20 protein-coding genes and 3 pseudogenes are annotated in these 23,883 nt (G+C 71.9%); 11 read left to right on the top strand and 12 right to left on the bottom strand.

Annotated elements, in window-relative coordinates; translation table 11 throughout:
- The first annotated feature begins 16 nt into the window (after positions 1-16).
- Entirely contained in the window at positions 17-190 is a 174-nt protein-coding gene (locus OG618_RS00785) for a hypothetical protein (protein ID WP_329485120.1), read from the top strand.
- A gap of 345 nt (positions 191-535) precedes the next feature.
- Here OG618_RS00785 and OG618_RS00780 read toward each other — a convergent pair whose 3' ends face one another.
- From OG618_RS00780 to OG618_RS00760, 4 genes are all read right to left on the bottom strand, one after another.
- A complete protein-coding gene (locus OG618_RS00780; RefSeq protein ID WP_329491970.1) occupies positions 536-1,105 on the bottom strand; it encodes an Asp23/Gls24 family envelope stress response protein in 570 nt (189 codons plus the stop codon).
- 611 nt (positions 1,106-1,716) lie between these two features.
- Positions 1,717-1,983 (bottom strand): DUF4235 domain-containing protein, encoded by a 267-nt coding sequence (locus tag OG618_RS00775; protein WP_329485119.1) that lies wholly within the window; start codon positions 1,981-1,983, stop codon positions 1,717-1,719.
- Positions 1,980-2,297 (bottom strand): hypothetical protein, encoded by a 318-nt coding sequence (locus OG618_RS00770; protein WP_329485118.1) that lies wholly within the window; start codon positions 2,295-2,297, stop codon positions 1,980-1,982. Before OG618_RS00770 ends, OG618_RS00775 begins: the two co-directional genes overlap by 4 nt.
- A 752-nt stretch (positions 2,298-3,049) precedes the next feature.
- Positions 3,050-3,421, bottom strand: coding sequence for a hypothetical protein (locus OG618_RS00760; RefSeq protein ID WP_329485117.1), 372 nt, complete (start codon positions 3,419-3,421; stop codon positions 3,050-3,052).
- A 119-nt stretch (positions 3,422-3,540) separates the two neighbouring features.
- On the opposite strand from OG618_RS00760, the pseudogene OG618_RS00755 reads away from it, so the two are divergent.
- Positions 3,541-3,714, top strand: a pseudogene (locus OG618_RS00755) (IS630 family transposase); the annotation flags it as partial.
- Between the two features lie 71 nt (positions 3,715-3,785).
- On the opposite strand, the gene OG618_RS00750 reads toward OG618_RS00755, so the two are convergent.
- Positions 3,786-4,163, bottom strand: a complete 378-nt coding sequence (locus OG618_RS00750) for a nuclear transport factor 2 family protein (protein WP_329485116.1) — start codon at positions 4,161-4,163, stop codon at positions 3,786-3,788.
- Between the two features lie 332 nt (positions 4,164-4,495).
- Here OG618_RS00750 and OG618_RS00745 point away from each other — a divergent pair, with 332 nt between their 5' ends.
- The 5 genes from OG618_RS00745 to OG618_RS00725 all read left to right on the top strand — a co-directional run bounded on the left by OG618_RS00745 (position 4,496) and on the right by OG618_RS00725 (position 10,273).
- Entirely contained in the window at positions 4,496-5,752 is a 1,257-nt protein-coding gene (locus OG618_RS00745; protein ID WP_329485115.1) for a serine hydrolase domain-containing protein, read from the top strand.
- 677 nt (positions 5,753-6,429) lie between these two features.
- Positions 6,430-7,593: a hypothetical protein gene (locus OG618_RS00740; protein ID WP_329485114.1), complete on the top strand. Its 1,164-nt coding sequence runs from the start codon at positions 6,430-6,432 to the stop codon at positions 7,591-7,593.
- A gap of 798 nt (positions 7,594-8,391) precedes the next feature.
- The gene (locus OG618_RS00735; protein ID WP_329485112.1) at positions 8,392-9,129 is read left to right on the top strand and encodes a hypothetical protein; all 738 of its coding nucleotides are present in this window, start codon (positions 8,392-8,394) and stop codon (positions 9,127-9,129) included.
- Between the two features lie 54 nt (positions 9,130-9,183).
- On the top strand, positions 9,184-9,678 hold the full coding sequence (locus tag OG618_RS00730; RefSeq protein WP_329485110.1) for a hypothetical protein: 495 nt from the start codon (positions 9,184-9,186) through the stop codon (positions 9,676-9,678).
- Positions 9,679-9,913: 235 nt separating this feature from the next.
- Positions 9,914-10,273 (top strand): hypothetical protein, encoded by a 360-nt coding sequence (locus tag OG618_RS00725; protein ID WP_329485109.1) that lies wholly within the window; start codon positions 9,914-9,916, stop codon positions 10,271-10,273.
- A gap of 912 nt (positions 10,274-11,185) precedes the next feature.
- Here the strand turns inward: OG618_RS00725 and OG618_RS00720 are convergent.
- A complete protein-coding gene (locus tag OG618_RS00720; protein WP_329485108.1) occupies positions 11,186-11,794 on the bottom strand; it encodes a TetR/AcrR family transcriptional regulator in 609 nt (202 codons plus the stop codon).
- Between the two features lie 132 nt (positions 11,795-11,926).
- Between OG618_RS00720 and OG618_RS00715 the strand changes: the two genes are divergently transcribed.
- From OG618_RS00715 to OG618_RS00695, 4 genes are all read left to right on the top strand, one after another.
- Positions 11,927-13,546, top strand: coding sequence for an APC family permease (locus tag OG618_RS00715; RefSeq protein ID WP_329485107.1), 1,620 nt, complete (start codon positions 11,927-11,929; stop codon positions 13,544-13,546).
- A 5-nt stretch (positions 13,547-13,551) separates the two neighbouring features.
- Entirely contained in the window at positions 13,552-14,436 is an 885-nt protein-coding gene (locus OG618_RS00710; protein WP_329485106.1) for a carbon-nitrogen hydrolase family protein, read from the top strand.
- A 950-nt stretch (positions 14,437-15,386) separates the two neighbouring features.
- The gene (locus OG618_RS00700; protein ID WP_329485105.1) at positions 15,387-17,696 is read left to right on the top strand and encodes a molybdopterin-dependent oxidoreductase; all 2,310 of its coding nucleotides are present in this window, start codon (positions 15,387-15,389) and stop codon (positions 17,694-17,696) included.
- A gap of 133 nt (positions 17,697-17,829) precedes the next feature.
- The gene (locus OG618_RS00695) at positions 17,830-18,381 is read left to right on the top strand and encodes an EF-hand domain-containing protein (protein ID WP_329485104.1); all 552 of its coding nucleotides are present in this window, start codon (positions 17,830-17,832) and stop codon (positions 18,379-18,381) included.
- A gap of 271 nt (positions 18,382-18,652) precedes the next feature.
- On the opposite strand, the pseudogene OG618_RS00690 reads toward OG618_RS00695, so the two are convergent.
- From OG618_RS00690 to OG618_RS00670, 6 genes and pseudogenes are all read right to left on the bottom strand, one after another.
- Positions 18,653-18,958: pseudogene (locus OG618_RS00690) on the bottom strand (DNA-binding response regulator); the annotation flags it as partial.
- 21 nt (positions 18,959-18,979) lie between these two features.
- Positions 18,980-19,555, bottom strand: a complete 576-nt coding sequence (locus tag OG618_RS00685) for a YncE family protein (RefSeq protein WP_329485103.1) — start codon at positions 19,553-19,555, stop codon at positions 18,980-18,982.
- A 26-nt stretch (positions 19,556-19,581) separates the two neighbouring features.
- Positions 19,582-19,680: pseudogene (locus tag OG618_RS37950) on the bottom strand (hypothetical protein); the annotation flags it as partial.
- A 1,101-nt stretch (positions 19,681-20,781) separates the two neighbouring features.
- Positions 20,782-20,922: a hypothetical protein gene (locus tag OG618_RS00680; protein ID WP_329485102.1), complete on the bottom strand. Its 141-nt coding sequence runs from the start codon at positions 20,920-20,922 to the stop codon at positions 20,782-20,784.
- Positions 20,923-21,021: 99 nt separating this feature from the next.
- Positions 21,022-22,284: a PP2C family protein-serine/threonine phosphatase gene (locus OG618_RS00675; protein WP_329491969.1), complete on the bottom strand. Its 1,263-nt coding sequence runs from the start codon at positions 22,282-22,284 to the stop codon at positions 21,022-21,024.
- Between the two features lie 698 nt (positions 22,285-22,982).
- Positions 22,983-23,165, bottom strand: coding sequence for a hypothetical protein (locus tag OG618_RS00670; RefSeq protein ID WP_329485101.1), 183 nt, complete (start codon positions 23,163-23,165; stop codon positions 22,983-22,985).
- Between the last annotated feature and the right edge of the window lie 718 nt (positions 23,166-23,883).

Here is a 23,883-nt window from a genome sequence, read left to right as displayed (position 1 = left end):
AGGCGGCGCGTCGGCCGTGTCGGGCCTCCTGGGCGGCCTCGCCCGCGTCCACCACCAGCGCCTCGACTGGCGCAGCTGCGTAGCGGGCCCGGACGACCAGGAGGGCGCGGATCTTCAGAAGGCCGGCGCCACCCGCGCCGACGTCACCGTCCAGCTGCCGACCCGGTTCCACCCTCCTGCTCTGCCCTGATCTGCCCTGCTCTGCACCGGCGGGCTGGGCCGACCCCGCCCTCACGCCACGGCTCTGGCCCGCCACCCGCTGGGAAGGTTCTGCGAACGCCTCCCCGACCACGTCCCCGCCGCACAACCACACGATGTCGCCCCCCTGGCCATGCGCGCGCCCTGCCGCTGGAGAGGAGGCTCAGGGGCCGTCCGTGCCTGCGCGGGCGGCCGGTCGTTCCTGCTACCCGGTACTCGAAGCCGGCCCGTGGAGTGCGGGAGCGGACCCGCGGTGATCGGGCCGACCGGGACCGGTCGACCGGGCGCCAGGACAGGCCGTAAGGGTGGGTCCCCCGGACAGCCCTGAGGGTCCGGGTCAGATGACCCGTGGTGTCTCGCCCGCCGCCGGGAGGTCGTCCTGCGGCAGGTGGACATCGGTGACGCGGACGTTCACCTCGACCACCTCCAGGCCGGTCATCTGCTCCACTGCGGCGACCACGGCGGCCCGGAGAGCGTCGACCGTGCGCGGGATGGAGAACCCGTACTCCGTCACGACATCGAGGTCGACGGCGGCCTGCCGTTCGCCGACCTCCACCTCCACCCCGCGAGCGGGGTCGTTCCGATCAGCGCCCCCGTGATTGCCATGTGTGAGCGAAGGTCCGCCGCCCAGCCGGTGGACACCCGGTACCTCGCAGGCGGCGGTGGCCACGATCCGTGCCACCGCGCCCTTCAGAACGGTCGTTCTGCCGGCGGGCGGCCCCGAGGCGTCCTGCTGCCGGACCGCGGCCACGGGACCGGGGCGCTTCGGCCCGGGGCGTCCGGGCCCGGTACCGGGCGCCGACGAGGGCTCGGCTGCTGCGGCCGCGTAGTCGCCGGGAGGCGTGGGGGCCGTCGTCGCGGGTTTCTGCACCGCACCGCTGCCCGTCGGGTTGGTGGGATAGGTCATCATCGTTCACCGCCTGCACCTCGTGGCCGACCGTACCGGCCGACCACCGAGCGCCTTCCCACCACCGGGTGGACCAACCCTGGTTCGACCGGCGATCGGGGTGCCGTGGCGCCGGGAGCCGGGCGGGCGGCTGAGGTTCGGCTACTGGAGATGACCGAGCAAGGCCGGCCTCGACTTCTCCGACCGCCGCCTCCCCTGCCTGGACACCCAGGGCCACGTGCCCACGCCTGCGCCGTCCTCGGGGCCATCGCCCAGGACGGACAGCAGGCTCAGGGGCAGGGCCGGACGGCCAGGCCCGGGCGTCGGCGGTGAACCGTCAGGTGGGCGAGGGCTTCCGACCCCGCGGACAACACGCCGCGTGCCGTCCCGCGGGGCAGCAGGCGCAGGACGCCCGGTGCCAGCTCGTGCTCGACGTCCCCGCTTGTGCTCCCGCACTGGCGGAAACCAGTGGAACCAGTGGAAACGGGTTGGCCCGGTGTCCGGCCGGTGGGGTGGAGGCCCCGTTCACGCCCGGCCCCCTGCCCGGGCGTGAACGGGGCGACCGCCGGGGGTCGTAGGGCTCGGCGCGAACCGGAGCCGGGGGCGCTGTTCCAGTTCGAAAGTGCCGTGGTTCAGGCGGGCCAGGTGCCCGTCAGGCGGTGGGTGGCGGCCGCGCCTCCCCGTTCGACGGCGGCCTTCACGGTGCCGAAGATCGCGCCCTGGAGGGCGGCCGCGACGAGTATCTCCAGCCAGGTACGGTGCTCGTCGGTCGCGTTCGGCGCGTCGTCGTCGTGGCCCAGGACCTTCCAGGTCTGCTTGAAGAGGGCGCCGGCCAGGAGGCCGGCGGATGCGCCCAGCAGCAGGCCGACCGGCCTGTAGGCGATCTTGGCGGCCTTCACCGGCGCCGTCCGAGCAGGCTGCGGAGCAGGACCACCGCGAGGACGGCTGCCGCGGCGGCTGCCAGCAGCGGCGACCGGTTGGCGCGGGCGGCGCCCACGGCCCGGCCCGCCTTCGAGCGGACCTGCGCCGGGGTGTGGTCCGCCGCGACACGCCCGGCATGCGCCGCCGTACCACGGGCCTGGGCCGCCAGGTCTCCGGCGCGGTCCAGGACATCCTTCGGGGCGTGGTCACGCAGGGTCCGGGCGGTTTTGGTGACCGTGTCGCGAACCGCCTCGGCGGCGTGCGCGACGGTCTCCTGTGCCGGGTTCTTCACAGCTGTCCCCTTTCGTCGGCGAGGGCCGGGTGCGTGGCCCGCCCGTCGGCGTCCGATGTACGGCCGAGTCCTCCGCAGGTGCGGCTGGGCCGGTACAACCCCGGCTACCCCCGAACGCGCCGCGCATCCGCCTTTGTTCGGCGCGGGCGGCCCAGGTGATCCCGTCCGGGTGGAAACGGGGTGGTGGGTTGACGGGGTATCGGTGGCGAGGTACGTCCGAAGCGGACGGTTTCGCCGCCACGCCGTGGCTGCCCCGCGACAACGCCCTGCTTCTCCAGCGCCTTGCGCAGTGCCCGCACGGGGCCGCCGCTCAGCTCCCAGAGGATGCGCAGGCTCCACCGCCGCCCGAACAGGTCGAGTGCGGCCAGCAGGGGGAGGTCAGCGGTCGAACCCCGAACTGGCGTGCCTGGCTGCGGCGTTGGTGTGACGTGGAGTGTGCGCCGGCGGCGCGGGGGTGGCAGCCCGACCGCCGTTCTGGACCGGATCATGGGCAGTGCTGAGAGGCGATCCCAGCTTGACCTTCGACCTCGACGGGCCAGGCGCGCTTGGAGCGTGGGTTCGCGTTCGATGGTCTCGCCGACGTCATGGCGGGGCGCTGGCCTGCGGTTCTTCGAACCTGGGTCCGTCCGGGGCCGGGTCGGAGGGTTTCGGGACGCTGGCCGGGGGAGCGGGGCGCCGGCGCGGATGTCGCGGACCCTGCGGCGGCCCCGGGGCGGGTCAACTCCGCAGCGGGCAGCGGGCAGCGGGCAGCCTCAGCCCGCGCGTCGGTGCGCGGAGACCAGCCACCGCCAGCGTCGACGCTCCGTGAAGAGGGTGGCGGCGGCCAGTACGGTCACGAGGGCCGCCACCCAGGCGGGCCAGGCCAGCCACGAGGAGACCACCGCCGCAGCGAGCTGGAGCAGTACCAGCAGGATCGTGGCCCAACCCGGCACCGCGACGACCACGTTGGCTTTGTCTCCCGGGGTGGAGAACAACGTCGGAAGGCCGATCAGGGCCAGTACGGAGAGGGTGGCAAGCAGCCACGAGTAGTCGGCCAGCGCCCAGGGGGTGGCCACCCATGCGACGAGTTCCGTCGAGAAGCGGAGCGCGGACGCAACGCGGTCGTCCGGGCGTTCCGAGGTCATTGCCCCAGCAGCGGTGTCGGTCACCTGCGGACGATCTCACGGCGCGCGGCCGACGGCCAGAGGCTCGGGGCACCACGGCGTCCGGTACTTCCGCGGCTGCTGATCCGTCGGCGACGACCTCCCATCACCCCAACCACACCGTCCAGACCCGGGCCCCGCACGCCTACCTGCGCTGGCGCAACAGCAACGCCCGCCACCCCGACGTCCTCGCCGCCCAGCGCCGCGAGCGTGCGCGTGTCCGCAGTGAGAAGGGCATCCGCCGGGGCGGACGCCCCCTCAACACCGCGGCCTGAGCGACCGCGGACCGCAGCCCCCGAACGCCGACGGGGCAAGTTCAGGAGAAGGACAGCGACAGAACGACGACTCAGGAGGCGGACGGCTCGATCTCCCCCGCAAAGACGATGAACTGGTCGATGAGGCTCCGCCGTAGATGGACGACGTCCGTTCCCGCCAGGCGGGGGCCTCCATCCGGCGTGGTGAAGACCCACTGGTACCGGGCCCACTCGTCAGGCATGTCCACCGCTGAGCAGCGCACCATGGTGCCGCTCCCCGCCGGGTGGCGTCGGATGTCCAGCACGAACCGCTCGACTGCCGCGATTCCTTCGCTGCGACCCAACGGTCCCCAGAAGACCACGTCTGAGGTCAGGGCCCGGGAGAGCAGGGCAGTCACATAGCTGTCGTCCGAGGTGTTGAACGCGGAGATGAACGTGTCGATCGCGGAGCGTGCCGTCTCTTCCTGCATCCCCCAGTAATACCAGCCATGGCGCGTGCGCTCATCCCGCGAGCCGCCTTCCGATCACGGTGGACCATCCCGGTCACAGGACGAGCGCTGCGAGGAAGAGGTCCACCGCAACGGTGGGGGCGCAGAGGGAAGGGGGTGCCGCTCACGGCGCGAGCGTGGGGCTCCGGGAGGACGGGTGGGTGGGACCGGGGTCCTGGAGGTGTCATCCCGGGGGCGCAGCGGCGAGGGGGTGGTCTCGTCCTGCGCGCGGACGACCCTCGGGGGCCGCGAATGGTTTGTTGGAGACCACCCGGGAGACCCCCGGGAACCCCTCCATCGACAGGAGTTCCTTCGTGAACGAGTCTGTGTCGCCCGGGTTCCGCCTCCGTCTCCGACCCGGCGGGCGGGCCCGCGCAGCGGTGGCCGTCGTCGCCGGCGCGCTGACGCTCGGCACGCTGGCGATCGGCGTGCCGACCTCCGCCACGGCTGCCACGGCCTCCACGGCGTCTCCGGGCTCCGGGGCTTCCGCGGCCTTCGCCGCCGACCCGGCGACCGTCGGTGACGCCGCGTCCGCCTCGCGTCGGCCGGACGGAGTCCAGCAGCGACTGGAGGCCCTGGTGAGGGACTTCAAGGCTCCGGCCGCGCTGGCCACCGTCACCGGCCGGGACGGCCGGACCCGCCGGTACACGGCCGGAGTCGGTGACCTGACCACCGGGGCGAGGGTGCCGGTGGACGGCCAGGTGCGGGTCGGCAGCAACACCAAGGCCTTCACCTCGGTGGTCGTGCTGCAACTGGTCGGCGAGGGCAAGGTGGGGCTCGACGCCTTCGTCGACACCTACCTGCCCGGCCTGCTGCGCGGGGACGGCATCGACGGACGGAACATCACCGTCCGTCAGCTCCTCCAGCACACCTCGGGGCTGCCCAACTACACGGAGTACCTGGAGGGCGACCGGCTGGACCGCTACCACGAGCCCCGGGAGCTCCTCGACCTCGCGCTCGCCCACCCGTCCGACTTCACCCCTGGCGACGGCTGGAAGTACAGCAACACCGGCTACCTGGTCGCCGGGATGATCATCCAGAGGATCACAGGTCGGCCGGTGGGTGAGGAGATCACCCACCGCGTCATCGACCGGATCGGTCTGCGGCACACCTACTTCCCGGTCCCGGGGGACACCACCGTGCACGAGGCGCACCCCGAGGGTTACGACCGGCTGACACCCGACGGCCCGCTCACCGACGTGACGCGCCAGGACATGTCCTGGGGTTGGGCCGCGGGGGCGCTGGTGTCCACGAACACCGATCTGAACCGGTTCTACACGACGCTGATCGGCGGCGGCCTGCTCGCCCCGGAACTGCTCGCGCAGATGCGCACGACCGTCCCGGTGGACGACTCCTTCGGCCAGGGGGCCCGCTACGGGCTGGGTCTGGCCAGCTTCCCGCTGACGTGCGGCGGCGTCTACTGGGGCCACGGCGGTACCCTCCCCGGCTATGTGACCCGCGGCGGCGTCACGGAGGACGGCCGCGCCGCCAACATCGCGGTCACCACCGTGCCCGCCGTCGAGGCCAAGCCGCGCATCGCCGCCGACGTGGACGCGGCCCTCTGCCGGTAGACCGGCGGGGGGCCGGCCCCCCTTCGTACCGATTCCCGGGGGATTGGCCCCCGCCTTGACGAGGAGAACGGGGCGGTGGCCCGGATCCGGACGTGGCACCTGCCCGGCCTGCGACCGGATCGTGTGCGCCTGCGAGGTGATCGCCACATCACCGCGGTCGCTGTCCCGGGGCCGGGTCCGCGGTGAGGACCACCCTCGGCTCCCGTTCCCCTCGTCCGGATAGCCAGTGCGGTGCTGCCCCGGCGGCACCGCACCCGACCCTGCACCGCACCCCTCCCGCGCAGCCTCCGGGCTGCGACCCGGATGCCGCGCGGCGGCGACCCGCCGGGCCCCGGGACGGCCGCGGATTACGGGGCCGCTTTGTTGACGGACTGTCACAGGAGCGGCGGGGAAACCGGGCACGAAGGTCCGCCGCGTTGGTACCGTGTCGCGACCAGAACGGCTTGACCGGGGGAGCGCGCTGGTGTGCGTTCCCCTTCGGGGGAGGAGGTTTTCGGGTGCGGATCACCAGGGTGGCGGGCGTCCTACTGGCGGCGGGGGTGCTCACGGCGTGCGGGAGCGGCGGAAGTGGTGGGACTGGTGACGGCGCGAGTGCGGGGGCGGCTGCGGGAGCGGCCTCGACGACGCCGGCCGGGAACGGTGCACCGTCGGCTCCGTCGGATGCGCCCACGCTCGCGATGAAGGTCCCGGCGGCGTACGGGAACACCGCGCGCTGGCAGCTGACGGCCCAGCAGGCTGTGAGCTACGCGGTGTTGCCGAAGGCCGGGCTGGTGGTCACGCTGTCCGGCACGGACCAGACGTCTCTGCTGACCGCGCGGGAGGCCGGCACCGGGAAGGTCCGGTGGGTGAGCAAGCCGGTCAAGGGCCTCGGCGAGGCGTACGCGCCCAGGCTGATGGTGGTGTCCGCCGGGGGCAAGGAGTTCGTGGTGCTCTGGTCCACCGGCAAGTCCGGCGGGGACGCGCTGACCAAGGCCCAGCAGATCTACTCGATCGACGTCTTCGCCGCCGAAGGTTCGGGCCAGGACGCCGTCCCCGCCCAGCACCTGGAGATCCCGATGCCGAGCGGCGGCCGGCACGAGGTGCTCGACGGCGGTGGCGGCAAGCTGCTGCTGGACTCGGTGACCGACAAGGTCACGGTAATCGACGCGGCCACCGGCGCGCAGCAGACCGTCGAGCCCAAATCGCTCACCGCGCCCACGGGTTGCCTTCAGTGCAACGGCCCGGTCGTGGCGATGACCGGCAAGGGCCCGGTGGTCAGCAACAGCCTGGACGCGACCAGGTTCTGGTCGCCGGCGGGCTGGGACAACACCACGGTGGCACCGCCCGAGGCGGATCCGGCCCAGGCGGCGGTCTGGCCGGTGGCCGGCGGCCAACTGCTGGCCCGCTGGCAGGAGAAGGACCAGGGCAGCCACAACGTGTGGGCCGTCCTGGACGGCGAGAGCGGCCAGGTCAAGGCGTCGGTGCTGTGTGACAAGCCGCTGATCGGCACCGGAGGGGCCCCCGCCTCGGCGCTCTCGCCGAACGGCCGCTACCTGGTCTCCGAGCACCTGGCCTTCGACCTCACCGCGAAGAAGGGCTACTGCTTCGAGGAGACGAAGAGCAGCAAGCCGCTGACCTTCACCGTCGTCACCGACGACGGAACGGCCTATGGCACCTCGCTCACCAAGGACGGCGGCATCGGCGGCTCCAAGGCGCCCGTCCAGCTGTCGCTGGCCACCGGGACCGCGCAGGCGCTGGACGGTGTGGACGGCGTCCCGGTGGCCGACCTGGCCGGGGTGGGCGTCTTCAAGGTCGCGTCGGTCTCGGAGGGCGGCCTGGTCGCCTACCCGCGCAAGGGCTGACCAGCCTCCGGGCCCGCTCCTTCGCACGGCGGCGGGCCCTCCCGGGGCACAGGTGCGGCGGGGAACCGCTGCAGGTACTCCGGCCGCACTTCGTGATCAGGTGGCGAGTCTGCGCCGGTGGTGGCTGTGGCGGGCTCGTCCGTGGTGCGTCCGGCCGCCCGATCGACCAGTGGAGAGCGCGGCTGATCGAGGATTAGTGCGTTCACCAGGTGGCGGATCTCGTTGGGGGCCAGGTCGATCGTCGGCTGACCGGATCCTGCGGGAGCGGTGGTGGCTTCGGCCACCAGGAAGGCCAGGGCGCCGAGGACCTGAGCACGGCCCACCCGCGCCTGATGGGGTTCACGACATCTCGTATCGGCCGCTTCGCTGGAGGTCAGCCTCCGGCGGCTACCGCGGCACCGTCTGACCCGGACCACGCCCTTCGGCCGCCCCCGCCACACCCACGGGTGTGGCGGGGGCGGGGTCATGCGCGAGCGGGAGCGAACCCGGCCGATGTTGCGTCGCCGGCGAAGCACCGCGTCACGCGCTGCGCCGGGGCTGACGGGCCGCGGGTGGGAACACCTCACCGCGGCGCCTGGGTGGCCCGGTCCGCGAGAGGGACTGGCTCAGCCGAAGGAAGCTGTCCGAGCGCTCCTGCACGAGATCCGCCGACGCTCCGCCATTCACCTGGGCGGCGTCCACCTCGGCGCTCCTCCGGGGTGTACCGGTTCGCTGTGCTTTACCGACCCCCCGGGAGCGTGAACCCCGTACGGCGGGGAACCCGCTGGTGACAGCCACGCCGCACACGGGAGACGCTCCATGGACTCAGGCAGAAAGACGCCCGGCCACCGGGCGAAGGCGCTGCAGCGCTTCCCGCGCCACGACCGCCGCGGCGAGGCCCGGCTGCCCGCGGTGCTCGCCACCCTGGCGGCCGTGCTGCTCTACCTCGTCCTGCCGGAGCAGCTGCTGTTCCTCCCGCGCTTCGTCCTGCCGGGCCTGGAACTGCTGCTCTTGATACCGCTGATCGCGGTCAACCCGCGCCGCATGACCCGGCAGAACCGCCTCTCCCGGATCGTGTCGCTGACCCTGGTCGCCCTCATCGGCATCAGCAACCTGATCTCGCTCGGCCTGCTGGTGCACGCCATGGTCACCGACAAGGCCCAGGAAGGCGGCCCCCTACTGCTCGCCGCGCTCCAGGTCTGGGCCACCGGAATCATCGTCTTCGGCCTGGCGTTCTGGGAACTCGACCGCGGCGGCCCGGTGGCGCGCACTCAGGCCGAGCGCTCCGAACTGCCGCTGGCGGACTTCCGCTTCTCCCAGGACGAGAACGACGACGCCGTCGAGGAGGTCGCCGACGGCTCGTCCCGCACCAGCGACTGGGTCCCCACCCTGATGGACTACCTGTACGTCTCGGTCACCAACTCCACCGCCTTCAGCCCCACCGACACCATGCCGCTGTCCCCCCGGGCCAAGGCGCTGATGGCCATCGAGAGCGTCGCCGCACTCATGACCTCGCTGCTCGTCATCGCCCACGCGGTGGGCGTCCTCGACAAGTAGCACGGCACACCGGTCGGATCCGCCACGGGGCGAGGCCGGCTTCCCGGTGGCGATGTGGGCGCGCGGCAGCTCGATGTCGACCAGGTCTCCCTGCCACACACGCCGGTCATCGCGCTCCAGCCGGCTCCGTCGACGCTCGTGGTCGACCTCGGTGCTGTCACGTTCACGGACATGGCGCAGGATCGGCTACGTCGTGGTGGAGGAGAACCTCACCACCTCCGACCCGACCGCGACCTGACCGTCCGGCGCTGGCGCCGCGAACAGGCGTACCGGGCCCGCGCCGCACAGGCCACCACCGCCCCGGACACCCGGAGGAAGATCGTCCTCACTGCCTTGCGGCGCGCCGGCCTAGAACCCACCGAAGCCGAAGCCGACCACCAAACCGCCCGCCGCTTGGCCCACCTCGACCACCACACCATGACCGCCATCGCCGGTTGGGTCGAAGCCGCCTTCGCCGCCGCTCTGCGCCGCACCGCTCCCGTCCCGCCCACCAGGCCGGTTGTCCGCCGCGCACCGATCAGGCCGGACGGTCACCAGGCCCCTGAGTAACGCCGCCAGCTCCGCCTGGCGGCCGGGCGCGGCCGGCGGGCGCCGGTCAAACGCCACCCGGACTCTCGACCCCGGCGCCGGACCCCACCGAGCTTGTCCCGGACAGAGGTCTGACCAGGCCGGACACCGGACCGGTGTCCGGGACAGGTGCCGAACGTTGCTCTGCTCAGGCGGCTTGGGAAAGGCTTCTCGTAGTCGAGCCGGGGCATCCGGCGATAGATCCGAGGAGTGTGGAATGCGCATAGCATCGAAGGTCGGCATCGTCGTGGGGAGTGCGGTGTTCGCCGTGGCCGGCACCGCCGCCTACGCCGGTGCGACGCCGGCAGATCGGACGACCGCGTCCGCCCAGGGCCAGAGCTCCCTCGCCTCGATCCCGTCGTACTGCACCCCGGGATCGGACTCGAACTACTTCGGGGTGCACTGCAACACCCAGAAGGTCTACAAGGTGAAGGCGTACTGCGACAGCAGCGACGGCCGACACACCACCCTCACCGGCAACGAGGCGAGCAATAACGGGTGGTCCACCATCCACTGCAATACCCTGGGATCTGGCTGGCACTACCGGCCGAACAGCGGGACCGTTATCGTCCGATAGGGGCGATCAGTTCGGCGGCCGCGGCGAGGACCGGTTACGGGGGCGGTCGCGGAGCGCAGGTGCAGGAGCCGCCGGCTTTGGTTTCCGCCTCGGCAGCAGCCGACGCCCATGCACGGCGAGGTTCTCCACGCCGCGTATGGCGTGATGGTGCGCCACCGAGAGTGGGCCGAGCGGCTGCTCGCCGCACACCGCACCCAGCCCCGGGAGGCGGGACAACCCGCCCCCGGGGGCCACCGAAACGCCCCGGAGCGAAACGGCGGCCGTGCCCGGCACCGCCCACTGCGCTGGCCAGGCTCCGTCGGCGGCCGTGGCTCCCCGGGGCGAAACGGCGCCCGGGGCCGGGCCGGTCACGGCCGCCCCCGTAACACCCCGGCGAGGAATCCCGCCCCCGCCGCGTCGGCCCGGTGGGCGCCCGCCGGGCCGACGCCCACCCGGCCGACACCGGCCTGCAGCCCGACGCGGTGCTGCGCGCCACCTCCGACGGGCGGCCCGCGACGACGACCCGGCCCTCGCCCGCCAAGCCCTCACCGACGTCCTCCACTGCGCCCGCGCCGCCACGAAGCGGTCGGAAGGCCCTGCTCTCCGGGGTGAGGTCGAGCAGGACGGGTCAGGACCGCGGCGGTCACCTCGCCGTCGAGCCTCCCCCGGGACTCGATGGGAGGAGGGGACCGCGCTGCCCGCCGGTCTACCGGCAGAGGGCCGCGTCCACGTCGGCGGCGATGCGCGGCTTGGCCTCGACGGCGGGCACGGTGGTGACCGCGACGTTGGCGGCGCGGCCGTCCTCGTAGGGGGCTCCGGTCGTCGCCTGAATCAGCTGGTTCCCGCTTGCCTGCCCCTGGACGATCAGCGCAAGGTTCGCGCTCAGGCCATGTCGGCCTGCGCGCTGTCCGCTCCGCGCCGGCCCGCTCCTACTCAGGTCCGAACGCCCGGGTCGTGGCCGGTGACGGCGCGGGCGTAGGAGTTCAGTGCGCTGATCACCTCGGTGCGGGTGCGCCGACCGGCGAGCACCTCCATCTGGTAACCGTCCTCCATCGCCACGAAGTTGGCCGCCAGCAGGCGCGGTGGGTCCGGGAGGACGAAGTGGCCCTGCGCCTCGCCGAGGACCAGGATCGCCGAATAGACGGCAATCTGACGTTCCGTCAAGGCACTGTCCAGTGCGGCGGCCTTCGCGTCACGCAGGCAGCGTGGCCAGTACTCGAAGAGCAGCCTGGTCAGCGCGTCATCCGGGCCGGTGGCGACGCCGTTGTCGATGCAGGCCCTGAGCTTGTCGCGGGCGTCGGCGAAGCCGTCCGCCGCCTCCTCGCGCCCACGGCTGTACCGCTCGATGGCCTGCTGGTAGGTCTCGTGCACCAGGCCGTCGAGGTCGCCGTAGTAGAGCACGGCGGCCGGCGTGACCCCGGCCTCCTCCGCGATGTCGCGCAGCCGCAGTCCTTCCAGGCCCCGCACCATCAGGGCCCGCTGCACCGCCGCCCCCAGCTCGGCCCGGCGAGCCTCCTTGCCGCTGCCCTTCTTGGCCGCCACTCCCTCTCCCTTCATTGATTCACTTGCATCTCGATTTAACAATACCTCCTCAGCTCTTGACTGATACAGCAGCCATCTCTTAAATCTGCGTTTAACAACTCCCTGTGCCCCCCACCGCCCCAGGAGCCCGCCGTGACACCCGACCCCCGCGCTACCGACGTCAGACCGGGCCCACCACCCACCCCCGCCGGAAAGGGCCTGCGGGCCGGCTCGGTCGGCCTCGCCGCCTCGATCGCGCTCGGCCTCTCCTCCGTCGCCCCGGCCTACAGCATCGCCGTCACCCTGGGCTTCGTGACGCTCGTCGCCGGGGACCACGCCCCGGCCGCGCTGCTGCTCGGCTTCCTGCCGATCCTGCTCACCGCCTTCGCGTTCCGTGAGCTCAACCGGGAGATGCCGGACTGCGGCACCACCTTCGTCTGGACCACCCGCGCCTTCGGGCCGGCCGCCGGCTGGCTCGCCGGGGGTTGGGTCGCTCAGGCCGCCACCGTCATCGCGATGACCGCTCTCGCCAAGGTCAGCGCCGGCTACCTGCTGGCTCTGCTCGGTCTGCATGCGCTCGCCGACGACGGCGCGACCGTCACCACGACCGCCGTCCTGCTACTGGCCGGTCTCACCGCGATCGCCCACCGCGGCCTGCGCGTCGCGGCCGCCGTCCAGTACGCGCTGCTCGGGCTCCAGTTGATCGCGCTGCTCGGCTTCGGAGCCGTCGCCCTCACCCGGCCCGGCGCCGCCACCCCGTCACTGGCCTGGCTCGACCCGCTCGGCTTCGACGGCTTCGGGCCGTTCGCCCAGGCCGTGCTGCTCTGCCTGTTCATCTACTGGGGCTGGGACGCCCTGATCACCACCAACGAGGAGACCCGGGACAGCGGCCGGGTCCCCGGCCAGGCCGCCGTGATCTCCACCCTCGTCCTGCTGGGGACGTACCTGTTCACCGCCTTCGCCGCACTCTCCTTCGCGGGCTCCGGCACCGACGGCCTCGGGCTCGGCAACCCCGACAACGCCGCCGACGTCCTCGCCACCCTCGCCCCACCCGTCCTCGGTGATGCGCTCGCCAGGGTGATGCAGCTGGCCGTCTGCGTCTCGGCCGCCTCCGCGCTGCTCACCTGCCTGGTCGGCACCTCGCGGGGCACGCTCTCGATGGCGGCTCACGGCGCCTTGCCGCGCGCCTTCGCCCGCATCCACCCCCGTCACCTGACGCCGGGCTTCGGCACCGTCTTCTTCGGTGCGACGGCGGCCGGCCTGCTCGTCCTGCTCACCCTGGTGTCGAGCCACTTCCTCGGCGACGCCATCCTCTGCGTCGGCCTGCTCATCGCCTGCTACTACGGCACCACCGCACTGGCTTGCGTCTGGTACTTCCGCAGCCGACTCCGCGACTCCCCGCGGGACCTGCTGCTGCGAGGCGTCCTGCCCCTGTTCGGCGGGCTGCTGATGCTCGCGGCCTTCGCCCGCAGCGCCGCCGACATGTTCGACCCGGGTTACGGCAGCACCTCCTTCCACGGCGTCGGCGGGGTCTTCCTGCTGGGCGTCGGCTCCATCGCCGGGGGAGTGGTCGCCATGCTGGTCGTGCGCGCCCGGTTGCCCCGCTTCTTCCGCGACGGCCGCACGGCCGTAGCCCGACTCACCGTCACCGACACCGTCACCGACACCGACGCCGATGTCCCCGCCCCGGCCCCTGCCACGGCCCGCCTCTCTGCCACCGCCCGCCTCTCTGCCACCGACGTCGACCGCCCATCCGACTCCACGGAGGACTGAACACCATGCGCACGCTCGCCATCGCCGCCCTGCAGACCTCGCCCGTCCCCCACGACCTCGAAGCGAGCTGGCAGCGCTTCGCCGACCAGGTCCGCACGACGCGGGCGCTCTTCCCGCACGTCCAGCTCGTCGTCGTTCCCGAACTGCTGCTCGCGGCCGAAGGCCCGCTCCTGCGGCCGGCACCCGCGGACTGGATGGAGCGGGCCGCCGTCACCGTCCCCGGCCCGCTCACCGACCGGATCTGCGCGCTCGCCGTGGAGACCGGCCTCTGGCTCGTCCCCGGCAGCCTCTTCGAACGGGATCCGGCGGACGGGCTCGTCTACAACACCGCCATCGCCGTCTCCCCACAGGGCGAGATCGCGGCCCGCTACCGCAAGGTCTTCCCCTGGCAGCCGTACGAACGCGCCGCCCCGGGCCACGAGTTCACCGTCTTCGACATCCCCGGTACCGGCCGGGTGGGCCTGGCCGTCTGCTACGACGGCTCGTTCCCCGAGACCTACCGCCAACTCGCCTGGCTGGGCGCGGAGATCGTCATCCAGCCCACCCTCACCACCACCCGCGACCGGGAGATGGAGCTGGTCTGCGCCCGCGCCAACGCCTGGACCAACCAGGTGTACGTGGTCAACGTCAACGCCGCCGACCCGGCCGGCGTCGGCGCCAGCGTCGTCGTGGACCCGGAGGGCATCGTCCGCCAGCAGGCCGGCCCCGGCGAGGAGATCCTGGTCGACGTCCTCGACCTGGACGCCGTCACCCGCGTCCGCCGCCACGGTTCGGCCGGCCTCAACCGCCCCTGGGCCCAGCTCGCCCGCTACGGCGACACCGTCCGGCTCCCCATGTACGGCGGCGGCGGCTTCCGCACGCCGGACTGGTTGCGGGAGGCGCAGGCGTAGGGCGGCACCGCTCCGCCGGCCGGCTCCCCGGCGCGGGCGGGGACGCCGGGGGTGCGCCGGGAATGCCGGGGGATGCCCGGAACGCCGGGTGCGTCCGCCACCCCGGCGGACGCACCCGGCGCTCGAGCGACGGCCGCCGGCCGGTCGCTGCCCGCCGCCAGGGTGGCGCCGGCCCGCGCAGGCCGCCGAACGAGTACTGCCAGGCGGCCCGTTCGGGACCGAGGAACGGGATGGTCAGCTCGTCCCTGTGCGGCTCGTGGGCAGCCCGGAGAGGCTGGACGTTGGCGAGCGCGCCGAGCGCGGCAGGTCGCTCGGGTCGACGGCCTGGAGGCGCGCCAGGTGGCCAGCGGGCGGACCAGATCGGGCAGTCGGCCGCGGCGGGTCAGCACGACCACCGTCCCGCCGTCCGTGACCTGCCGGTCGCGTGAGCCCGCGCAGCACACCACCGGCACCGAGGGCATCGTCGGGAGGTAGCGGGAGCATCGTCACACCGCTGGAGCCTGCTCGACCACGACCCGGCGGACCAGCACCGCTCCGTGCGGGTCCACCCGATGGTGCAGCGAGCGGTCCGTGAGGGCGCGCCCGAAAGCCGGGTCGCAGAGCTGGCCGGCGTGGCCGTCGGCCTGCTCCTCGTCGCGTCCCGGAAGTCCGCGGACGAGGCGAACTCGGTGATGTTCTTCCTGGCTGCCCCGGGGGATGAGGGGCCGCACCCGCGTTCTCGCGCCCTCGACTTCCCTCCTGCTGGCCCGCTGGCCCGAACAGGCTGGCGACCTGCCGGGCGTCGGTCGGCGCTGCCGTGCGGCCCTTGGAAGGCTCGTCACCTACAGGGTTGGGCGGCGGACCGCAGGGGGAGCCTGTGTTCTGCGGCTCGCCGAGTGAAGTGGAGCCCTGCGGCGTAGGCAACCGCTGTCCGGGAGCCGGGCAAACATCAGGAGTGGAGTTGATGCACGGTGGAACGACGCATGTCGGTTGCGACGCACTGGGGCAGTTTCATCGCGGTGGTCGATTCTGGCCGGTTGGTGCGCATCGAGCCGAGGAGCGACGACCCGGCGCCGTCGCCTATCGGCCCCGGGATGGTGACAGCCGCCGACGACAGCGCTCGCGTGTTGCGCCCAGCGGTCCGCAGGGGCTGGCTGAACGGTCTGCCGCGCGTCCACGACACGGCCAGGGGCACGGACGCCTTCGTGGAGGTGAGTTGGGACGACGCGATCACCCTGGTGAGCGAGGAACTGAGTCGGGTGCGTGCCCAGCACGGAGACAGCGCGGTGTTCGGCGGATCGTACGGCTGGGCGAGTGCGGGGGCCTTCCACAACGCGCAAGGTCAGCTCCACCGGTTCCTGGCGTTGGGCGGGGGATTCACCGACTCGCGCAACACGTACAGCACCGCGGCTTTGGAGGTCATCCTTCCCCATGTGATCGGCGGGGCCCCGTGGAGCTACCAGTCCCGGATGCCGATGTGGGACGAGATCGCCGAGAACTGTGAGCTGGTGGTGGCGTTCGGAGGGCTGGCCCTGAAGAACAGCCAGGTCAACCCGGGCGGGCTGGCCCGGCACCGGACGCAGGAGCTGCAACGGAAGTGCCGAGCGGCCGGGGTGCGGTTCGTGAACGTCAGCCCCATCCGCAGCGACGCCGCAGGTTTCCTCGACGCTGAGTGGCTACCCGTCATTCCCAACACCGACACCGCCGCGATGCTCGGCATCGCCCACACGATGCTGGTCAACGGATGGCACGACGAAGACTTCCTGCGCCGGTGCTGCGTCGGGTTCGACCGCTTCGCCTCCTACCTGGTCGGCGACCTGGACGGCGTCCCGAAGGACGCTGACTGGGCGGCGACGATCACGGGCATCAGCCGCGACACGATCACCGACCTCGCGCGCCGCCTCACCACGCAACCCTCCCTCATCATGGTCAACTACGCGATACAGCGGGCGGACCACGGCGAACAGCCAGTCTGGATGTCGGTCGTGCTGGCTGCCATGGCGGGCTCGATGGGGCGGGCCGGCTGCGGCTGGGGCGCGGGCTACGCGACGATGGACGCGACCGGTGTCGCCCCCGGCCGGCCCTCCGTGGCGTCGATTCCCCAGGGTCCCAACCCTGTTGCGGATTTCATCCCTGTCGCACGGATCGCCGACACCCTGCTGCATCCGGGCAGGACCATCGACTACGACGGCCGGCGCCTCACCCTGCCCGAGCTTCGCCTGATCTACTGGTGCGGAGGCAACCCGTTCCACCACCACCAGGATCTCCACCGGCTGGCCCGCGCCTGGCAGATTCCTGACACGGTGGTGGTGCACGAAGCCTGGTGGAACACCACGGCCAAGTTCGCCGACATCGTCCTTCCCGTCGCCACCAGCCTCGAGCGCGACGACTTCGCCGCCGGGTTCTCCGACCCCCACCTCGTCGCGATGCCGAAGGTCCGCGAGCCGGAGGGTGAGTCGCGCACCGACCACCACATCTTCACCGCCCTGGCCTCCCGGCTCGGATACGAGCAGGAGTTCACGAAGTCGCGCTCCGAGATCGAATGGGTCCGGCACCTCTACGAGCAGACGAGGGCCAACCTCGGCGACGACACCGCCTTGCCAAGCTTCGACGACTTCTGGCGAAGCTCCACCGCTGAGCTGCCGGCGCTGAGCGGACCGTTCCCCGGCAGCTTCGAGGCGCTGCGCTCAGATCCGCAGCGGTTCCCCCTGACGACGCCGTCGGGTCGGATCGAGATCTTCTCCGAGGAGATCGACTCGTTCGGCTACGACGACTGCACCGGGCATCCGGCGTGGTTCGAACCGGTGGAGTGGCTCCGTGGCGGCCTGTCGGACCGATTCCCCCTGCACCTGATCTCGAATCAGCCGGCCTCGCGTCTGCACAGCCAGTACGACAACGGCGGCCACAGCCTCAAGTCGAAGATCCTTGGTCGTGAGCCCGTGACGATCAATCCGCTGGACGCCGCGTCCCGCGGCATCGAAAGCGGCATGATCGTGCGGGTCCACAACGATCGGGGCAGTTGCCTGGCGGGCGCAGTCCTGTCGGACGACGTCATGCCAGGCGTCGTCCAGCTGTCCACGGGAGCGTGGTGGGATCCGGTCCGGCCGGGCCTGAGCGGAACCCTGGACCGCCACGGCAATCCGAACTCCCTCACCGCGGATCGAGGCTGCTCGCGCCTGTCCCAGGGGCCGAGTGCGCACAGCGCGCTGGTCGACGTCGAGGTCTACGACGGCCCTCCTCCGGAGGTGCTCGCCTTCATGCCGCCACACCTCGAACGTTGACACGAAGAACTCCCGACCCCGTCGGGGCGTGTCTCGGGTTCGCCGTCGTCAAGCGCGCGGCCACTGGCCGGCCCGCCGGGTACCCCACTCACCCGTTTGCGATTGGGTAACCGAATGAATACTGTGCGCAGTCATGAGTGCACTGCGAGACCTCAAGTACGGCCAGTGGTTCAGGGGCGCCGACACCGACGGCGACGGGTTCATCACCCGGAAGGACGTCCGTGCGATGAGCGAGCGCTACATCGCCGCCCGGGGCACCGCGCCCGACTCCGCGACCGCCCGCCGGCTCACCGAGGGGATGGACGAGTTCTGGACGAACGTGATCGCCCCGATGGACCAGGACGGTGACGGAAAGGTCGATCTGCGGGAGATGACCGAAGGCTTCAAGCGGGCCCTGACCGATCCTGCCCGGTTCCCGGAACAGATCGAGCCGGTCACCAACTGCTTCTTCGACCTCGTCGACCTCAACGGAAACGGCAAGATCGAGCAGGCGGAGTTCCAGCTGATGTTCAACTCGATCTCAGGCGTTCCCGGCGAGGGCTGCGCCGAGGTCTTCGCCGCCTTGGACCGGGACGGCTCCGGCGCGCTGGACCGCACCGAGTTCCACCAGGCGGTTTCGGAGTTCTTCTACGGCGACGACCCGGACGCTCCTGCCAACCACCTGTTCGGCAGGGCCACCGCCTGACAGCCCCTGATACGGCCCGGGACCCGATGGCCCACACCTGCCGGTGTGTGGGCCGTCGGCGTCGAGGCCACGGGCCAGGCAGTTTCTTGCGCCGCCTTCGGAGGTATGGTGCCGCTGACGCGGTTTCGGCCTTGGGGGCCAACGGCGCCCCGAGGCCGAACCTGGACCTCGGAACCACTGAGCATGTCCAGAGCGGCCACCGATCGGGTGACGGAGCCGCGATCGGTGCCAGCACCACCGAGCACGATCACGCTGGTCCGGCAGCCGTCACGCGTTCCCGGTCGGTGATGCCGTCGACCACGGCCCGGCGGGTAGGGGTGGCGGCTAGGGGCGGCGGGTTCGGGCCGTGCCGCGAACTCCTCGATGAGACGGCGGGTGACGCTCGGAGCTATGAGGGCGTCTCCGGCGGTGACAACCCTGATCCCGTCGGGGATGGTCTTCAGCGGCATGTCCTTGACGAGGAGCCTCTCGCTCCGGCGCGGAGCGGGCCATAGTCGTACTCGTCGTCGAAAGTGGTGAGGACGAGGACGCGGGTCTTCGACTCCGGATCCGCGTTAATCCGGTGGGTGGCCTCGATGACGGAGCGCTCGTGCCGCCGTCACAGCCGGCCGACGGCTACCCCCATGGTGTCGCCCGCGCCGACGGTGATGGGGGTCACCGCGTCGGTCGCCGTGTTGATCGCGAACACCGTCCCCTCGGGTGTCCCGTTGCCGTAGGAGCCCACCACATAGGCGCTCTTTCCGTCGGGGGTGAGGCCCACCTCCGACGGACGGAAGTACCTGCCCGACCCGGTGGACGGCGGGATGTCGCCGATCGGGATGGTCTTGGTGACCTTGTTGGTCTTCAGGTTGATCACGGACACCTTGCCCTGAATGATCTTGTTGTCGACGCCGACCACGTAGGCCCGCTTGCCGTTGGGGCTGATCGCTAGCCCGCCCGTGCCGGCGCCGGTGATGGTGCGGACGATCTTCTGCTTCGCGAGGTTGATGACCGAGACGTTGCCGCTGTTGCCGGTCGCGTAGAGGCGCTTGCCGTCCGGGCTGATCGCCATGCCGTTGGCCGCTTCGGTGAGGCGGATGGTGGCGATGAGCTGGTTGTCGGCGGTGTTGATGACGGACAGGCTGCCCTTGCTGTCGGCCACGTAGAGGCGCTTGCCGCCGGGATCGATCGCCACCTGGTCGGGCCTGCTGCGTTGATGGTGGCGGAGGCCTGGTTGGTGGCGGTGTCGATCACCGACACCTTGTCCCCGTCGACGGGGTTCTGGACGGCCACGTAGACGTGCTTGCCGTCCGGGGCCATCGCTTCCCCGTAGAGGATGTCGGGAGAGAGCTCGTCCTTGTCGAAGGGGATGTCCGTGACGCTCTTCTTGCCGATGTTGATCGCCGACACGTACTTGAAGGCGTTGGTCACGTAGAGACGGGTGTTGTCGGGGGTGATCGCCACCCGGTCGGGGCCGCCACCGACGGCGGTGGTCCCGAGCCCCTGGACCTTGTTGGTCCTCGTGTCGATCGGGTACACGTGTCCGTCGAGGCTGGTGACGTACGCGTATTCCTGTTGCTGCGGCGGCGGCTTCGGGGCAGCCGTGGCAGGCGCGGGCGCCAGGAGTGCCAGTCCTGACGTGATGGCCACCGCGATGGTTCGCCGTACAGCGGGTCGCTGAAAGTGCACGTGGACCTCCGGATCGACGTGATGGTCTCTCGCGCCATCAGATGTACCGCGCCACCTGTCCGGTCGTCTGCTAGCCAGCAGGTCAATCCCCTGAAAGGGTGTCAGCCCGAGCAGCACACGACGTGGGTGCCGTATTCCCTGGTCCCTCGACCGTCACCTTGAGCGCACCCAGGGAATACGGCACGCGAGGAATAGGCACCCTCCGCCGGTATGACGAGCGGTACCGCATCGGACGCGTGGGCAGGCTTCGGTACAGGAGCGAAGCCATGCCCGCGGAGCTCGGCACCGCGCTGGACGTCGAGGCGGGACTCCAACAGACCCTGGGTCAGGAGGCATGTCAGGCGTGCGATCGCCCGCGGCCGGGGAGGCGGCGACCCCGCCGCGATCGAGCGCCTGCTGTTCCTTCCCCGGTATGAGGCGGCGTACCGGCGGGTCCTCGACGCCCACCGGCCGCGCATCCTGCCCCTTCAGGTCGGCTTGCGCGAAGCACCGGAGGTCGCCTGCGAGATGGCCGCCGCGATCACCGACCGGCTCCGCGCCCCCCAGCCCGCGCACCCTGCCTCAGCAACCTCGACGAGATGAGTCCCCTGTGCCCTTCTTGACCGACCGCGCGAGGGCACGATGATCGACGCCTCCGACATGTCCTTCATCCCCGACGCGATCTTCTTCCCGGACCGTGGTGCGGGCGCTGCACCCCCGCACCACGGTCCCCTTCCACGTCCACCCGATGGCTCACCGCCCGGCCGAGCTGGCCGCCGCGGTGCAGCGGATCCCCAGCGTCGACCGCTGCTGGCGGATCACGGTGGGCTCGTCGAGGACAGCGTCGTGGTCGGCACCGACCACGACTGCGACCAGGCGGACGGGCCCCGACATCGGCTGGGACGCTCGAGCCGAGCCCGGGCGCCCCGTAGCGGTGGCTGTCCCGGTTGCGGTTCATGCGCCCACCGTGCCGCTGCCGGACAGGCCTGGGCCTCAGCGCACGTCCGGGGTCATGGTCGGGGTGCGGGTCGTTTCTGCGGGTTCTGAGGCGTCGGTGAGGTCGGCGCCGGTGGCGGCGACGCGGTGGGTGTTGCGGGGGCCGTGCCAGTCCAGGCACATGACGGTCGCGTCGTCGTCCAGGTGGCCGTGGCCGGCGTCGAGGATCGCCCCGATGAGGGTGCGGGCGGCTTCCCGGGGGTGCAGGGCGCGGGTGTGGACGATCAGGTCCGGAAGGTGGAGGTTCTGGGCGTTGCGCTCCAGCATGCCGTCCGTCAGCATCACCAGCCGGTCCCCGGGCCGGAGGTCCAGGGACTGCACCCGGTAGGTGTTGGTGGGGGCGGCCCGCAGTCCGAGGCCGAACGGCGGATCGATTTTCGGGACGATCTCCCGCACTTCTCCGTCGCGCAGCCGCAGCGGCCAGGGGTGCCCGGCGTTGACGAACTCGGTGGTGCCGTCGAGCAGGCTGATGCGCAGGAGCTGGCCGGTGACGTAGCCCTGGCGGCCGTGGTCCCGCATGGCCTGGTCGGCCTGGCGCGCCTGTTCGTCGAGGCCGGCACCCGCCCGTCGGGCCCGGCGCAGGGCGCCCACCACGAGGGTGGCCAGCAGCGCGGCGCCGACGTCGTGGCCCATGGCGTCGGTCACGGACAACTGGACGGTGTCCCGGTCGATCACGTAGTCGAAGGTGTCGCCCCCGACGTGGTCGGCGGGCTCCAGTGCCCCCGCGACCGCGAACTGCGCGGCCTCGCACGCCAGCGACGCCGGGAGCAGCCGGTGCTGGATCTCGGCGGCCAAGCTCAGTGGGACGGTGCGTCGGCCCCACTGGTACACGTCGGTGAAGGACCGGTTGGCGATGATGATGTACGCCAGCGCGTGCGCGCTCTCGCCGATCTCCCGCATCACCTCGGGGTTCGGTGCGGCGGGCAGGAACAGTTCGAGGAGCCCGATGGCGTCCCCGCGGTTGGTCACCGGGACGATGATCCGCGCCAGCTCTGCGGCACCTGTTTGCTCCACGCTCGGGCGTTGGCTGCGGATCACGTCGTCGTACGGGGTGCCCCGCACGGGGATGCGCTGGGCCGGCTCGCCGGTCTTGACGCTGCCCGCGGCGCCCAGTCGCACGACTGAGCTGCCGGTGAAGTCGATGATCAGGAAGGACACGGACGATGCCCCGAGGCGCTCCTTGAGGATGCGCGCGACCACGTCCAGGGACTCCACGGGCGCCGCGGCCTCCGCAGCCTCCAACATCCCCGCCAGAGTCATCGCCCTGCCCAGAGGGCTCCCGCCCTCAGCAGGACGGGGCGAGCACCCGTCGTCCTCCTCCGGCTTCCTTGCGGTCACGGTGACTCCTCACTGCTCGACGACGCTCAGGACCCCGGCCTCGGTGGGCGAATGATTCGCTCCGGGCCCGCGGGTCGCATTGCACCACGGGATTGCCGGGTCCCGAGGCCCACCGCTCCGGGGCTTTCACATGCCCTCCCGAGGGCCGGCGATGTGGCTACCAGACGACCTGTCCGTCCCTCCCGGCCGGCGCGTCGGCGGCTTCGCTTCCTGGCGCACCACCGTCACATATCCCACGGACAGCCACACCGACAGGGCGCCCGTGCGCCTGCTGCTCTCGTCTGAGGGCCAGGACCGCGGGGCCGACCCTCCTCCGCGGCCAGGGCCTCGACATCCTGGACATCCGGCAGTCCCTGAGTTGGTGCACCCACGGCGTTCGCCTGCCGACCGTTCTTCTCCCTTTTGGCTCAGCTGATTCTGCGGGTCAGGCCATACTGTCGAAGATCCGAGAGTGCCCCAGCCGGCCGCCGCGCTGTTCGTACCCTGGAGCCGGCGGCGGACAGCGTCTGCGGCAGGCGGCCGCCGGCACCTGAGACGTACACACCTTGGTCAGCCGGTGGGCGCCGCTGCCCTCCGGCGGCCACGCGCGCGGGGCGGACCCGCTGGTCGGGTGATGGGGGTCAGTGGGTGGCGCTCGTGGAGGTGCGGAGGCGGGGGAGTGCGTCGCGCAGGGCGTAGAGGTCGTCGATCGTGGCTTGTTCGGCGAGGCGGGCCAGCAGGCGGCGCAGGACGTGGTCGTCGCGGTCGTGGACGGCTTCGGCGATGCCGCGCAGCACCGGTTCGAGTTCGGGTCTTGTGCTCATCGTCTCTCCTGTTTCGTCTCTCCTGTTCCGCCGAGGCGGTGGGGCCTGTTCGGACGTGTGCCCCTTGCGGGTGGGGGCATGCGTGGGGCCGCCGGGAGGCGGAGATGGCGCGGCCCTTCCGGCGGCGCCGGGGAAGTGGGGGGCCGCGGGTCAGCGGTCGTCGAGCCCCGGCCTGGGTGGCGGCTCTGGCGGTTGCCGGTCCCTTGCCCGGCGGTTGCGCGGTCGCGGGCCGTGGAGGCGGCGGCGAGGGGCAGGAGGGTGGCGATGGCGCCGGCTTTGAGGGAGTTGCGGGGGTGCCCCGGGACCCCCAGCAGCGCCCGCTTCCACGGCCACTCCCCGCCGTGTTCGGCGAGCTGCCCGGGGGGCCTCCCGCCGGGCCTTCTGGGTGATTGAGCCCGGCGCCCACCGCGAGGTGGACATCACCGCCTCCCCACCCCCGGGGCCGGCCTCCACGGCCTCCACCGGCTCCCCGCGCGGGCGGGGCACCCGGGGGATGCCGCTCCCGCTCCACGACCCGGGCGAGCGCGGCGACGCCCTGCCGGAAGCGGCCGGTGCGGGACCCCTCGGCTTCGCCTCGGCCGCGGCCTTCGCGGCCACCAGCTCCGGATCCTCCTCGATGCCGATCGCCCACAGCAGGTCGGCCTCCTTCAGCGCCCGACCCCAGTCCGCAACGTCAGCAGGCGCAACGAGCAAACCGTTCACGCGCATGGAAGGTGCG

It is taken from the genome of Kitasatospora sp. NBC_01246, assembly GCF_036226505.1.
Classification (GTDB): domain Bacteria; phylum Actinomycetota; class Actinomycetes; order Streptomycetales; family Streptomycetaceae; genus Kitasatospora.
Note: the sequence above shows the minus strand (reverse complement) of the source record. Positions and strands in the feature narration are given on the sequence as shown.